Here is a 13,599-nt window from a genome sequence, read left to right as displayed (position 1 = left end):
CTGTAAATACATACAGTATGTATAAAGGAACAGTAATTATGTATTCACTTAACGCTCAACCAAATACACCAACTTCGCAAGCTTTCGTGTCCACTGCCCTGATGACGAAAAGCGCCTCAACTGATCTCGTTAAAAGCGAACGAGTTAGTGCAAGGTTGGCAAAGTTATCTCACCGAGCAAAGTGGGTACTTTTTACTGCACAGTGTCCTAGACCTCGTCCTAGCCGTTTAAGACAGTTAAGATTTACAGCAGAGCATGTTGTTCACATTCAAGCTTCTCGTTTATCGAGCGAGAAAGAAATTGTGTTAAAAGCAATGCAAGCCGGAAACGCCAGTGCCGTTGTCGCGAGCCAGAGTATTTCTGCCATTGATCAAAAGCACCTGCAACAACGTGCAAAACAGCTAGGCTGTGAAGTTTTTTTCATTGATGCCAATAGCGAGCTCTACCTTTCAAACGGCCAAAATCAATTTCATTAACAGAAGCTAAGCAACTGCTTCAATTGCAGTTGCTAGTATTATCGCCAATTAACCTGCACAAAGAGCAAACGTTTGCTTTTTGTGTGGCAGAGATCGTCAGTTCTGGTATCATGCGCTACATCACAAACATGCCATGGTGGTATGTTTCTCTTTTTGACGTTTGATACCAGATAGGAATGTCGCAATGAGCCTCGCCGATCAAGTTCTCGCAGTAAATGATGACCTCCCAATTCGTACCGATAAACCTGTCCATAGTGGCAAAGTTCGTTCTGTTTATTGGCTAACCGAAGCCGACAGCCAACGCTTGATCAAAGAAAAAGGCTATGATGTCGCCTCTGATGCGCCTTTAGCAATCATGGTTATCAGTGACCGAATTTCGGCATTCGACTGTATTTGGCGTGCTGAAGGAGGCCTAAAGGGCGTTCCAGGTAAAGGCGCGGCTTTAAATGCTATTTCTAACCATTGGTTCCAGCTGTTTAAAGATAATGGCCTAGCGGATAGCCACATTTTGGATATTCCCCACCCGTTTGTGTGGATCGTTCAAAAAGCCAAGCCAGTCATGATCGAAGCGATTTGCCGTAAGTACATCACAGGCTCCATGTGGCGCTCTTACGCTAATGGCGAAAGAGAATTCTGTGGCATTCAAATGCCTGAAGGCCTAGAAAAAGACAAAGCTCTGCCAGAATTGCTAATGACACCGTCAACCAAAGGAATTTTAGAAGGAATTCCTGGTGTACCGGCTGTCGACGATGTGAATATTACTCGCCAAGATATCGAAAATAACTTCGCAGCATTCAATTTTTCACAACCTGAAGATATAGCGCATTACGAAAAACTGCTGTCTGAAGGTTTTGATGTCATCAGCAACGCTCTGGCCAATGTTGGACAGATCTTCGTTGATACCAAATTTGAATTTGGTTACGTACATGACTCAAAAGGCAAAGAAAAACTCATCTATATGGATGAAGTAGGTACTCCGGATTCGTCTCGTATTTGGGATGAAAAACAGTACCAAGCTGGCAAGATTGTTGAGAATTCGAAAGAAGGCTTCCGTCAGTTCCTACTCAATCATTTTGAAGATGCCGATATTCTTTTAAATAAAGACCGTATGGATGAGCGTTTTGCTCTGGCTCGTGACAACGAACTTCCAGAACAAGCGTTAATTGATATCTCCAATACGTATACCTCTATTGCAGAAAAAATCACCGGTAAGAAAATTGAACTGAGCAGCAATCCTAAAGCTGAAATCATTGATGTATTGAGCCGCGATTACGGCCTAATCGATTAACATTACTGATGCTTATTTAGGTAAATAAAAAAGGAGGCCAAGCCTCCTTTTTTGATGTCTGTTGCTTGCCATGTTTTAAAAACGCTACTCGGCAATCTCGACGGTAAAACTGTCGTCTTCTAATTCCGTAATCACAGAACGGCTGCGCTTTCCAATGGAATCTCGCTGCTCTACATCCAGTTCATAGGGCATTTTCAGTGTCAACTTTCCAATGCCTTGTACACGAGCAAGCTTAATTAAGCGCACCAAATTGGCTTCATCACTGTTTTGTGCAGACAACGACGTTAACGCCTGCTCCCACAGTTGATCTTCCTTTGACATAAGCTCATTAACGCTATCTTTCCAAAGCATACCAAAGACTGGTGCGAAAGATTGCATCGCTTCTAAAAAAGTCCATTTCTTACGGCATGTTGCGCCAAGAAAGGTGGTGTAATCAAAAACTATTTCCGATGAATGCTGATTATTCATAGTGCCCCCCGACATGTTGTTCGCTTAAGCCCGTTATAGTATTTTTTGTGGGCGTAGAACGTAGAGCCATGTGAATTATTAACATTGATCCTTTGCCAATTCACACGGTCACTTGCGCTATAACTGCTGATAGTAAGACCCTAATATCAGCAGACAACTCATAGTGTTTTACTACTATTGACCATGACATCGCATATATCAATACGATATAAGACATCGGTCTTTTATGACTATAAAATCGACCAAAAGGGCATAATAGAACCAAACAATTAACACGATAAGAACAGTTTTGAAAACGATGTACTGTATTTCGGTAATGAAATTAAATCATGAAGCAAATAACTCTTCGCAGAAGATCACTGCCAGTTAACCAGCTTCAGACCAAGCCCAACTCGAGTATGACTATGATCATATTCGATCAATGTCTCACCGTAACCATGATAAACTTGCCCATAAACACCAATCAGCTCATTGAAGTAAAACGTGTACCCCAGCTCAATGCCACTTTTGTTGGTATCAAAATTATAGAACCCTCTTGCATCAAATACGCCCACACCAGTATAGAGCTTCGTCCATGCTTCCCAAGGTGCGTAATATTCCGAGATATCCGGGTTTTCTCCGATACGCCCAATGACACTCCAGGCATGCAATCCGTATTCGAATGGGCCGTCTAATAATTCTAGGGCGACATAGGCTCTATCCCAGCTCCGAGATAAGTTAGCCGTTTGTCCATTAGACTCATGTTTATAACCAAATTCGATATTATTAATAAAAAACAGGTTAGGCCGATACATGACAAACACTTGGGGTTTATAGTTAGTTTCTCGAAAAGGTGACGATATCTGATTGTTTGCTACCTGCCACAGCGACACCTGAGTATAAGACGCCGCAATGGATGAATTTGAAGTAAGCTGAAATAATGGAACTGAAAATGAGAATTGAAACTTAACCTCAAATGGCTGTAACTGTTCAGCCCCATCAAACCCACCCGCTTGATACACTTCCCTGTTCACGCTGCTGGTATGGCTTCCAATTACATAGGTATCCTCGTAACTAGAAATGGTACTTAAGCTTTTAGCCTGCAGTAACGGAGACAATATCGCCACAAGCAGTAGTTTGTATTTCATAAATCACTCACACACGGCAATCGGTGTCCGTTTTCAATAAGTTATATGAAATGAAGCAATTTGTACGCCAACTACTTGATATCTATCAGTCGACTGGCTTTCTTATATTGAATTCGCCATCCATTCCAAGTCGGCAGCTCCCAACGTTTAGGATCGCCTTTGCGTAAGCCTGAATGACGGATCACATGAACTAGTTTTTTATTCGGGAAATAATCCACGGTTAACTTGATATCCGATAACTGCAATTCACTGGGGTACAAGCCGTCAAATTCTTCGCGCTGCCAATACGGGATGCCTTCGAAGCCAAAGTCGTCTGGCTCAAACAATACCAATTCATCCATTTCGGAAATGCCCAATTCGTTAAGTTGCTGTGCCATCCACTTTTCAAAATTGGTCTGACTCTGTCTGTTTTGTTCTTTTTTGGGTGCTTCATCGGCCAGACCTAGATCAACGTACAGTTGCCACACTTGAATATCCCGCTGTCGTGATTTAGCAAACCCAGGCCAAAGCTTACCCGACATCAGTGCTTGAATAATGGCTTGGGTTCCTGTTGCAGGGGTATGTTTGCGCTCTATTACTCGCCCTGCATAAACGCGAGCCATAGACGACATCACCTGCTTGTTCTCTACGTGAGTGCCTGTTTGTTGCCACTCCCCCATATCGAGTGCAACGAGATCATCCAGCGAGATGGGCATCATAACCGTCGCTAGATTGAGGGTTTGCTTCACCCCGCGCCCCGGCAAGCTATGCTGATCTAACACGATCGCGGCTTCAGCTTTGTCGCTAAAACGGCTGTCTTTTCCTACGCTAACTTCACTAAATCCATTGCCCAACGCTTGACGTCTTTTTTCTCTTCTTACAAACACCAACTCTGGATGCAAAGAAGCAATCTCTCGGGCCAATTGCTGACGATGACAACGCGAAGCCACCGACAATTCTGGTAAGTCTAATGCTTCACGCATCTGCTGAGCGAGCTGCTGTGCTTCAGTAAGCGCTAACGGCTCGATATTCAAACACTCAGGCACATCACCTCTGACCAATTTAATCAATGTCATAGCGTCGCAATGCTGTCGCTCCCATTGGTCTATATCATCCCGGTCATCAACACTATTGGGTAACTTATACAATCGAGCTGGCACCGATAACGCGGCACTTAAATCCACCATCGCCTCTTGTAATGCACGAGTGGGTAACCGAGTGAGCAAATCGGCATAAAGAGCATCAATGGGCAACGGATAAAGTCGTTTACCATGTTCAGTAATGCATCCAGCTTCATCAATGGCCCGCATTGTTAATAGCTGATTTTTAGCGCTGATTAAGGACTTATCAGGCAGTGAATCTAAAAAAGTCAGCGCTTCGATATTTTCACCACAACATGCAGAGGCAAGCATAGGCTCCGTTAACTCTTCACGTTGTAATTCAGGCGGGGTCATCAACTCTAAAGGCGCATTAGCTCCAAATAATCGAATGCATTTGCCCTCTCTTACTCGCCCTGCTCTTCCCGCTCTTTGTTTCGCACTCGCTTGAGAGATGCTCTTCAAACTCAGTACCGTACGACCGTTTCGCTGCAGTGTTCTCCTTTCAAGGCCTGAGTCGACCACCACAGAAATATTCGGGATGGTTAGCGAAGTCTCAGCTACGTTCGTCGCTACCACGACTTTCTGACCGGGTTGCTGATTCATTGCAATGCGCCTTTGCTCATCGGTCACCGACGCATGAAGTGGAACGACAATAAGTGATTCAATTCGATTAAGCAGGCTAACACATTGTTGAATTTCCTTACGACCAGGCAAAAAAACCAACATATCACCATCGGTTGTCGGTAGAAGTTCGACAATTTGGTCAAATACGCGTTTTTCAATATCACGGGCATCAGGGAGTCGGTGTGCGTCTCGGGCGTTGTAGTGAATCTCTACACCAAAAGTGCGACCTTCCGCCCGCAGCGATTGTGCGTCAATATACTGAGCCAAACGCTGACTCTCTATTGTTGCGGACGTAAGAATGATCCGATGCCTGTTGTGTTGTTTAAGCAAGGCCGTTAATAAGTCTGTATCCCAGCGACGCTCATGATATTCATCCACCATCACGATATCAAAGTCCACCAAACGATTTTCGGAATACCACCTTAACGCGACACCGGGTGTGACAAAGACAACTTGAGTATTGTCGTTGTAGTGAGCATCAAGCTTAATCGCATAGCCAATACGCTCTCCTAAAACTGAGCCTTCTGACTTAGCAAGAAACTCAGCCAAAGACGTACACGCAATTCGACGCGGCTCTATCACCAATACTCGACCAAATTTTGCCGACCAAAGCGGTAAACGTGTTGATTTACCCGAACCGGTTTCAGCTTCAACAACAAGGTGGTGTTGGGAGACAAGGCGATCGAATTCCTGCCTACTGGCATCGATAGGAAGTGAGGTTGTTGGCTGCATAATTAAAACGGTCTAAAAGCTAATTCTGATTTTACTTACTATACATCACTGTAATTGCGGCTGCGATGACCAACTCCGGCTATTCTCGACACTTTACATCGCAAGTTTATTGTCGGACTGGATTGACGCCTTGGCAATTGGCGCATTTGTAGTCTTTACACGTAATGAGTCGGGTTAAAAACATAAATTATTTTAAGTTCATAAAAACTTATTTGAATTACAAGACATATACGGTTAATTCTGTTTACAAGCCGATAACCAAACCGTTATTATTTCCTCTTAGCCATCATTTTCTTTCCGCTACCGAGTCCCACATGAATAACGATAAACGTCCCTTATACATCGCCTATGCAGGTCCTGCTCTTTTAAGTACTCCTTTGTTAAACAAAGGCAGCGCATTTAGTGCATCTGAACGTATCTCCTTTAACTTAGAAGGCCTGCTGCCAGAGAATACTGAAACCATTCAAGAACAAGTTGATCGTGCTTACAAGCAATATCAAAACTTCGAAAATGACATGGATAAACACATTTACTTGCGTAATATCCAAGATACCAATGAAACCTTGTTCTACCGATTAGTTCAAAACCACATCAGCGAGATGATGCCGATTATCTACACCCCTACGGTAGGGGCTGCATGTGAGAATTTCTCTAACATTTATCGTCGTGGTCGTGGTCTTTTTATCTCTTATCCAAATAGAAATCGTATTGATGACTTATTGAATAACGCGACAAACCACAACGTTAAAGTGATCGTGGTTACTGATGGCGAGCGTATTTTAGGTCTGGGCGACCAAGGCATTGGCGGTATGGGGATCCCTATCGGTAAGCTGGCGTTGTACACCGCTTGTGGTGGTATTAGCCCCGCTTATACGCTACCTATCGTACTGGACGTGGGCACGAATAATCCACAACGACTTGCAGACCCAATGTATATGGGCTGGCGCCATCCTCGTATTACCGGTGCAGAATACGATGCATTTGTTGAAGAGTTCATTCAAGCCGTTCAACGCCGCTGGCCTGATGCCTTGGTTCAATTTGAAGATTTTGCTCAAAAGAACGCCATGCCTTTGCTTGAACGCTATAAAGATCGCATTTGTTGCTTCAATGATGACATCCAAGGTACGGCAGCCGTTACTGTTGGTTCACTGATTGCGGCATGTCACGCGGCAGGTAGCAAATTAAGCGAGCAACGAGTCACTTTTGTTGGTGCCGGTTCTGCTGGTTGTGGTATTGCTGAAGCAATCATTGCTCAAATGGTCTCTGAAGGGCTGTCTGATGCACAGGCGCGCGCTCAAGTTTATATGGTTGATCGCTGGGGTTTACTGCAAGAAGGCATGCAAAACCTGCTTGATTTCCAACGTCGTTTGATGCAAAAAAATGATCACCTAACGGAGTGGGAAAGTGACAGTGAAGAAGCGGGTTTCTCTCTGCTTGACGTTGTAAAAAATGCGAAACCAACGGTATTGATCGGCGTATCTGGTGCTCCTGGTCTGTTCAGCAAAGAAGTCATTCAAGCGATGAACGCTAACTGCGAACGCCCAATTGTGTTCCCTCTGTCTAACCCAACAAGCCGTGTTGAAGCGACGCCAAACGACATTATTCGTTGGACAGACGGTAAAGCGTTAGTGGCGACAGGTAGCCCATTTGATCCGGTTATTCACAACAACAAACGTTACGCTATCGCACAATGTAATAACAGCTACATATTCCCTGGTATTGGGCTTGGTGTTCTCGCTGTTTCCGCTTCTCGCGTTACCGATGAAATGCTAATGGAATCAAGCCGAGCACTGGCAGAATGCTCGCCGATGGCCAACAACGATAACGGTGCCCTGCTTCCACCACTTGAAGAGATCCACGTGGTCTCTAAACGCATTGCATTCGCCGTTGCAAAAAAAGCAATGGAACAAGGTGTGGCATTAGAAATTACCGATGAAGCATTGAGTAAAGCCATCGAGCAATACTTCTGGCAACCGGTTTATCGCCGTTATAAGCGCACCGCATTTTAACTAATTCGCATTTTTATGACAAAAAGCCCCTATGGGGCTTTTCTTTTTTGTATTATAACTAACGTTCTTTCTAACTATTTCAATCGTCTATAAGGAATGTGTGCCGTAGATGTTAGCGATTCTTTCTGATTTTGGTTCTTTTCTCTCGCCCTATTTAGCGGATATTTCTACCGCTATTATCGCTTGTAGTTTGGTTGTGTTTGGTGCGGATATTAATCGCCTATTGCGCCGTAACCTTTCAGGCTATCACTTTGTTGTACGGACCCTAATATTCATTCTCGTCAATGCTTTTGGTTATGGCTTGTTGATAGTTAAAGCCTCCCCTGCTCTAAATCAAGCACTGCATCAGGTGAGCCATGATATGCTCGCTATTGGTTTAATATCTTGGTTTCTATTCATAGGGATTTGGGCGCAGAAGAATCGCCAAGTATGATGTTTACGACAAGTTTCACCGACTTACTCAAGCGGATATCACTCTTTTCAGTACTCAGACAAACCAAGCTACTCTTTGGTTGCCTGTTGTTGCTTATTATCGCAACAGCAAGTGTTTTAGCCGTAATTGACCGCTGGGTAAGCTGGCAAACTCAAGAGCAAATTTATCAAGATATTGCTTCGTTACCTCCCCATGATGTTGCCCTTGTCTTAGGGACAAGCAAATACATAGGGAGAACGCTTAATACGTACTATAGCCACCGGATTAACGCCGCGGTTGAACTATACAAAGCCAACAAAGTGACCCATTTTTTACTAAGCGGAGATAACGCTCATCGCTCGTACAATGAGCCCTGGACGATGAAAAGGGATCTGCTCAAGGTAGACATTCCTGAAGAAGCTATCCACCTTGACTATGCTGGGTTTAGAACATTGGATTCCGTGATCCGCGCAAAAGAAATATTCGACGCTAATGATTTTGTTATCGTGACACAAGCTTTCCACTGCGAGCGCGCTTTATACATAGCGAACCACAACGATATTGATGCGGTATGCTTGGCCGTTCCCGGCCCCTCAGGCAGCGCTGGCTTATACGTTCGAATGCGGGAAGTACTTGCTCGAGCTAAAGCCTGGCTTGACTTGTACATCATTGATACTGAACCTAAATATCTTGGGCCTAAAGAGCCTATTATCGAGCAAGTTACCAACTCACAAATTCAGTAATGTGGTTATTTTCCAGCAAAATTAACGCGCTACATAAACGGAACATCGTCTTTGCGGATCACTAAACCATAATTCACCTCAACTCGATCACGCCCCTTTTGTTTGGCTATATACAAGGCTTCATCAGCACGAGCGATGGTTTCGGTAATTCGCTCCTCGCCCATCTCTGCAACCCCTGCACTGCAGGTGAGTTCTTCGCCATGTACCCAAATATGACGCTTTACATTAAGGCGTATTCTCTCAGCTAACGCTGTGGTTTGATCTAAAGTCGAGTTCGGACAAAAGACAATAAACTCTTCTCCGCCCCAACGAACTAGGTGCTCTTCGCTGTCGATAGATGACGTTACGATCATTACGAATTCACGCAATATGTCGTCACCAACCTGATGACCAAACGTGTCATTAACCGCTTTGAAATGGTCAATATCTAAATAGATCATGGAAAAGCGTCCATTCTCCCATTGAACATTCTTAGTCATACTTTTTAACCAACGACGCACAGAGTGTCGGTTTCTCGCTCCCGTAAGTGCATCACGTTGCGCCATTTCCGAAATTTCATGATTCTGTAAACGCAGATTGTCATTAACCGCTTTTAGGTGCAGTTCTCTGTCCTCGGCTCTTTGAATTTCCCTCAGTGAGAGTTTTGCCTCTTCCCGCGCGTATAACAACGCAAGTACCACCCAAGAAAACAGCAAAACTAACATAAGCGTCTCGCCATCTAGATAACTTCCTTCAAAACGAACGCTGTTGATGGTGATATTATGCGAGCCCAGCTTTGCACCTGAACCCGTTGCTATCTCAAATAAAGTGACGTTACTAAATTCTGGCCCTGCATGTTGTATAGGAATTTCAAGATCGGACAGCCACCACGTCATAACTTGGAAGTTCTTAAATGGGATGGCTATTTCACCATTCCCAACACCTGGGGTAAATTCCACTCCATTATATTTAACCGTATATTCATCCTCAATTGAGGAATAAGCTGGGTTAAAATTACGTAAATACACCCGTAAACGAGGTGAGTCTTGCTTGGTTTCATAGTCAATATCGAGGTAGATAGTATGAACGTTAGAAAAATCCCAACCTTTCGTTCTATCTTCATTAAAATAGACAGAAGTAGAACAATAAGGCCATAGATAACTGCTTTCTTTCAATTCACATTGAAGCGACACTTTTATTGTTATTGCTCGATATTTGTTCGTCAATAGAGAGAGACGACACACTGCTTCCACCAGATTGACTGTCATCAGACCAATTAAACGTGTAGTCAGTGGGCTTCAAAACAAAGCTCTTACTTTGTCCATACAAAAAATAGAGCACCATGGCCACTATCGTGGTACACAACAATGCCACTACAAACTTTTGCATTAAGCTCAATTCATGTTTTAGATTCATACAAACCAATTTCCACCTACTAAACAAACACCAATTGTTGAACCAAGATCACTCTTGCAATAAGTATATAACACCGTATTTATCTGGCAAATGCCATCGTAATCGCACCAAATTTCGAGCTTTGTAACACTTTACTGAGCTAACCGAAGAATTTTCCGTCAACCACCAACAAGATTTTGATATCAGCTCAATTAACAGTGTGAACGATCACAATTAAGTTAACCGTATCCTTGCAAGACGCAGACTACTCGTATTGCTATAATTACGGCTAAAACATAAAAAGAGAAAAGTAATGTCGAAGTCAGAAATCGGAACGTTGAGAAAAATGGAAGCCAAACTCAACGGCCAAGTTGAGTACTTTTTGCCCGTCGGCGATCAGAAGATTGCGCTCAACCCAGTCATAGGTAAAACCATCACCCTCACGCATACTGGTAATATCTTTTGCAGCTCTTGCGGTAAAAAAACCAAAAAGAGTTACTCGCAAGGACATTGCTTTGTTTGCATGAAAAAACTGGCAAGCTGTGACATGTGTATAATGAAACCTGAAACTTGCCATTACGAGCAAGGTACCTGCAGAGAACCTCAATGGGGCGAAGAAAACTGCATGGTTGATCACTTTGTATATTTGTCTAACACATCAAGTATGAAAGTCGGTATTACCCGCCATACGCAGATACCCACTCGCTGGATCGATCAAGGTGCCACTCAAGGGTTACCCATTTTCAAAGTAAAAACTCGTCATATTTCTGGTCTTATTGAAATCGAGATCGCAAAACAAATGTCAGACAAAACCAATTGGCGTACCTTACTAAAGCAAGACGGTGAACCACTTGAGTTAAAAGAACAGTTTGCACAAATTTTGCCGCAGTTAACTTCTGCTCTTGAAGAAATCAAAGCAAAGTATGGTGACGATGCCATCGAAGTGCTCGATAACGACATTACTTCTATCGCTTATCCTGTTGTAGAACACCCAACGAAGATCGTGTCGCATAATTTTGATAAGAACCCAGAAGTAAAAGGCATATTGAAGGGAATCAAAGGCCAGTATTTAATGTTGGATACTGGGGTCATCAATATCCGAAAATTTGGCTCTTACGAAATCAGCTGTGAAACTGAAGACTAACGAAAAAGTGATGCACCGCACCTAGTCATATAAGGCTTAGTTATATAAGGCTTGGTCGTATAGGACTTAATCGTATAAAGGCAGCAACGGGGAAACCATTGCTGCCTTTTAATATGGAACATCGCTCGTTTTACTTCCCCTAGGCGAGTGTTTTCAACACGTCAAATAACCTGTCGATCTCGGCTTTCGTGTTGTAGTGCATTAAGCCAACTCGGATCACTCCACCGCTCTCCATATACCCCAAGGTGCGAACCAACCCAATGGCATAGAAATGGCCATTCCAAACGCAGATGTGCTCTTCTCCTAACTTTTTGGCGACTTGTTCTGGAGAGACGCTATCAAGTCGAAAAGCAAAGGTTGGAGTGCGATCAGGCCCAGCTCTATTCAAGCCATATAACGTCGCGCCATTTAATGATGAAAATCGTGCTAAGAAATAATCGCTAAGCTCGCTTTCATGCTGAGTATAATGCTCAAAACTGGTTTTCAGACGCTCTCTAAGCGTCAAAGATGGCGCTCCCCACTGGGCCAAATAATCAACGCTTGCACAAAATCCAGCCAGGGCTTCGAAGTTTTGTGTTCCGGTTTCAAATCTATTCGGACCAGTATTCGGCGCAGGCTCGACTTTATAGGGAGCCAAGCTGTCAATCCAAGGGGCTGCGACATACGCGAGGCCAAGGTGAGGACCAAAAAATTTGTAAGCTGAACACACTAAAAAATCGCAACCTAGTGCTTGAACGTCAATTAACTGATGAGGTGCATAATGCACCGCATCCACATAAACCATCGCCCCTACTTGTTTTGCCATACGGACAACAGTGGCGATATCTACAACACTGCCGGTTGTATTAGAGGCCATGGTCACGGCAATCAACTTCGTCTTAGCAGATATCAAAGATTCAAGTTGATTCATGTCTAACTGGCATTCTGGTTGAGTCACACCCGCGGTAAGGACGTTGACACCTTTGTCTTGCGCGGCTTCTTTCCACGGCGACACGTTTGCGTAATGGTCAAGATCAGTAACAATGATTTCATCGCCGCTATTCCAATCCCGGCTAATCGCCCGGCTTAATTGGAAAGTAAGCGAGGTCATGTTCGCCCCAAACACAATCTGCTTACTCGACGGAGCATTTAATAGCGACTGCGCAGCCTCTCGTGCTTTGAGCATTAAGTCTGAAGTGATCTGACTAGAAAAAAAGTGCCCACCAAGATTCGAGTTGTAGTGTCCTAAATACTGGTGCATGGCATCCAAGACAGACAGAGGGACCTGAGAGCCGCCCGGGCCGTCTAGAAAAACGGCATGATGGCGTTCACCATGGATTGCGTTTGAACTACGAACGAAGCTTTGCTCGAGAGCTGGGAATTGCGATCTCACTTTATCTACTGAAAAAGCCATCAATGCTTCGCTCCTAATGCCGTCAGGACAAATACGTCCATATGCCCTTCTTGTTCACGAACAATTGAGCGTATTGGTTCAGCGTTATGCCATAGTTTATTATCGTCTAACATTGCCACCTCACCATTTTCCAAAACCTTACGGAAAAATGGTGCTTCGTTGTTATCTTTGTAAAGCATTAAATCTCCACCAATAATGTTGCTGCGATCAATGCCCACAATAGCGATATTGGCAAAACCATCCTGATGTATGCCTTCCGGCGCCACCTGTGTCTCTTCAAATTTGGTAGTGATTCGCATTTGGTGTATTTCGATTTCATGATTCGTCGGTAATCGAGACGCGGTCGCAAAAACAGAGCACATATCAAAGAATTCAGAACTATTAATAATATCTGTATCGATAGGCTCAAATTGGCGAACCACATCACCTTGAAAATGATTAATATCGGCAGATTGAACAAAGTCATTTTTATCCGTTGCTTTTAAACGTGTTCCTTCTAACTTTACAACTGAATATCGACGCAATCGATAGGTGCCATCAGCATGTTCTGTACTTGGTAGCTTGGCAAAAGAGGGGGCAAGCTTAGCAATAGATTGTGGTGTCAAACTGGTCAATTGCAGTGTACTTTCGAAACGGGTTGTCATGGCGATCCCTACCTTTTAATTAATAACAAATGCAACATTTTATTCACATTTATTATTACAAGAAGATCCTGCACAATCAACAATGG

General features: G+C 43.7%; 13 protein-coding genes. 6 read left to right on the top strand and 7 right to left on the bottom strand.

Going from position 1 to position 13,599, the window contains the following annotated elements; all coding sequences use genetic code 11:
* Positions 1–38 precede the first annotated feature (38 nt).
* Complete coding sequence (locus VTAP4600_RS02115) at positions 39–476, top strand: hypothetical protein (RefSeq protein WP_102521284.1); 438 nt, start codon at positions 39–41, stop codon at positions 474–476.
* Between the two features lie 184 nt (positions 477–660).
* Positions 661–1,764: a phosphoribosylaminoimidazolesuccinocarboxamide synthase gene (locus VTAP4600_RS02110; protein ID WP_102521283.1), complete on the top strand. Its 1,104-nt coding sequence runs from the start codon at positions 661–663 to the stop codon at positions 1,762–1,764.
* Between the two features lie 84 nt (positions 1,765–1,848).
* Here VTAP4600_RS02110 and VTAP4600_RS02105 read toward each other — a convergent pair whose 3' ends face one another.
* The 3 genes from VTAP4600_RS02105 to VTAP4600_RS02095 all read right to left on the bottom strand — a co-directional run bounded on the left by VTAP4600_RS02105 (position 1,849) and on the right by VTAP4600_RS02095 (position 5,794).
* Entirely contained in the window at positions 1,849–2,232 is a 384-nt protein-coding gene (locus tag VTAP4600_RS02105) for a transporter (RefSeq protein ID WP_102523864.1), read from the bottom strand.
* A 356-nt stretch (positions 2,233–2,588) separates the two neighbouring features.
* A complete protein-coding gene (locus tag VTAP4600_RS02100) occupies positions 2,589–3,359 on the bottom strand; it encodes a phospholipase A (protein WP_102521282.1) in 771 nt (256 codons plus the stop codon).
* Positions 3,360–3,430: 71 nt separating this feature from the next.
* A complete protein-coding gene (locus VTAP4600_RS02095) occupies positions 3,431–5,794 on the bottom strand; it encodes a helicase-related protein (RefSeq protein ID WP_102521281.1) in 2,364 nt (787 codons plus the stop codon).
* A gap of 314 nt (positions 5,795–6,108) precedes the next feature.
* Here VTAP4600_RS02095 and VTAP4600_RS02090 point away from each other — a divergent pair, with 314 nt between their 5' ends.
* The 3 genes from VTAP4600_RS02090 to VTAP4600_RS02080 all read left to right on the top strand — a co-directional run bounded on the left by VTAP4600_RS02090 (position 6,109) and on the right by VTAP4600_RS02080 (position 8,958).
* Positions 6,109–7,803, top strand: a complete 1,695-nt coding sequence (locus VTAP4600_RS02090; RefSeq protein ID WP_102521280.1) for an NAD-dependent malic enzyme — start codon at positions 6,109–6,111, stop codon at positions 7,801–7,803.
* A 109-nt stretch (positions 7,804–7,912) separates the two neighbouring features.
* Complete coding sequence (locus tag VTAP4600_RS02085; RefSeq protein WP_102521279.1) at positions 7,913–8,236, top strand: DUF3392 domain-containing protein; 324 nt, start codon at positions 7,913–7,915, stop codon at positions 8,234–8,236.
* Entirely contained in the window at positions 8,236–8,958 is a 723-nt protein-coding gene (locus VTAP4600_RS02080) for a SanA/YdcF family protein (protein ID WP_102523863.1), read from the top strand. Before VTAP4600_RS02085 ends, VTAP4600_RS02080 begins: the two co-directional genes overlap by 1 nt.
* Positions 8,959–8,987: 29 nt before the next feature.
* Here the strand turns inward: VTAP4600_RS02080 and VTAP4600_RS02075 are convergent, their stop codons facing one another.
* On the bottom strand, positions 8,988–10,130 hold the full coding sequence (locus VTAP4600_RS02075) for a GGDEF domain-containing protein (protein WP_231897847.1): 1,143 nt from the start codon (positions 10,128–10,130) through the stop codon (positions 8,988–8,990).
* Positions 10,114–10,326, bottom strand: a complete 213-nt coding sequence (locus VTAP4600_RS26120) for a hypothetical protein (protein ID WP_231897846.1) — start codon at positions 10,324–10,326, stop codon at positions 10,114–10,116. Before VTAP4600_RS26120 ends, VTAP4600_RS02075 begins: the two co-directional genes overlap by 17 nt.
* 319 nt (positions 10,327–10,645) lie before the next feature.
* Between VTAP4600_RS26120 and VTAP4600_RS02070 the strand changes: the two genes are divergently transcribed.
* A complete protein-coding gene (locus tag VTAP4600_RS02070) occupies positions 10,646–11,476 on the top strand; it encodes a DUF2797 domain-containing protein (RefSeq protein WP_102521277.1) in 831 nt (276 codons plus the stop codon).
* A 139-nt stretch (positions 11,477–11,615) separates the two neighbouring features.
* Here the strand turns inward: VTAP4600_RS02070 and VTAP4600_RS02065 are convergent, their stop codons facing one another.
* Together VTAP4600_RS02065 and VTAP4600_RS02060 are read right to left on the bottom strand one after the other, a co-directional pair.
* The gene (locus VTAP4600_RS02065) at positions 11,616–12,869 is read right to left on the bottom strand and encodes a cysteine desulfurase-like protein (protein WP_102521276.1); all 1,254 of its coding nucleotides are present in this window, start codon (positions 12,867–12,869) and stop codon (positions 11,616–11,618) included.
* Positions 12,869–13,513 (bottom strand): 2OG-Fe dioxygenase family protein, encoded by a 645-nt coding sequence (locus VTAP4600_RS02060; protein WP_102521275.1) that lies wholly within the window; start codon positions 13,511–13,513, stop codon positions 12,869–12,871. Before VTAP4600_RS02060 ends, VTAP4600_RS02065 begins: the two co-directional genes overlap by 1 nt.
* Positions 13,514–13,599: the final 86 nt, after the last annotated feature.

It is taken from the genome of Vibrio tapetis subsp. tapetis (assembly GCF_900233005.1).
Taxonomy (GTDB): domain Bacteria; phylum Pseudomonadota; class Gammaproteobacteria; order Enterobacterales; family Vibrionaceae; genus Vibrio; species Vibrio tapetis.
The sequence above is the reverse complement of the archived record's forward strand: the minus strand, read 5'-3'. Positions and strand labels throughout refer to the sequence as shown.

Coding starts and splice junctions, on each gene's coding strand:
- VTAP4600_RS02110 (WP_102521283.1), top strand. CDS start 661: ATGAGCCTCGCCGATCAAGTTCTCGCAGTAAATGATGACCTCCCAATT.
- VTAP4600_RS02085 (WP_102521279.1), top strand. CDS start 7,913: ATGTTAGCGATTCTTTCTGATTTTGGTTCTTTTCTCTCGCCCTATTTA.
- VTAP4600_RS02070 (WP_102521277.1), top strand. CDS start 10,646: ATGTCGAAGTCAGAAATCGGAACGTTGAGAAAAATGGAAGCCAAACTC.
- VTAP4600_RS02095 (WP_102521281.1), bottom strand. CDS start 5,794: ATGCAGCCAACAACCTCACTTCCTATCGATGCCAGTAGGCAGGAATTC.
- VTAP4600_RS26120 (WP_231897846.1), bottom strand. CDS start 10,326: ATGCAAAAGTTTGTAGTGGCATTGTTGTGTACCACGATAGTGGCCATG.
- VTAP4600_RS02115 (WP_102521284.1), top strand. CDS start 39: ATGTATTCACTTAACGCTCAACCAAATACACCAACTTCGCAAGCTTTC.
- VTAP4600_RS02090 (WP_102521280.1), top strand. CDS start 6,109: ATGAATAACGATAAACGTCCCTTATACATCGCCTATGCAGGTCCTGCT.
- VTAP4600_RS02080 (WP_102523863.1), top strand. CDS start 8,236: ATGTTTACGACAAGTTTCACCGACTTACTCAAGCGGATATCACTCTTT.
- VTAP4600_RS02105 (WP_102523864.1), bottom strand. CDS start 2,232: ATGAATAATCAGCATTCATCGGAAATAGTTTTTGATTACACCACCTTT.
- VTAP4600_RS02100 (WP_102521282.1), bottom strand. CDS start 3,359: ATGAAATACAAACTACTGCTTGTGGCGATATTGTCTCCGTTACTGCAG.
- VTAP4600_RS02065 (WP_102521276.1), bottom strand. CDS start 12,869: ATGGCTTTTTCAGTAGATAAAGTGAGATCGCAATTCCCAGCTCTCGAG.
- VTAP4600_RS02060 (WP_102521275.1), bottom strand. CDS start 13,513: ATGACAACCCGTTTCGAAAGTACACTGCAATTGACCAGTTTGACACCA.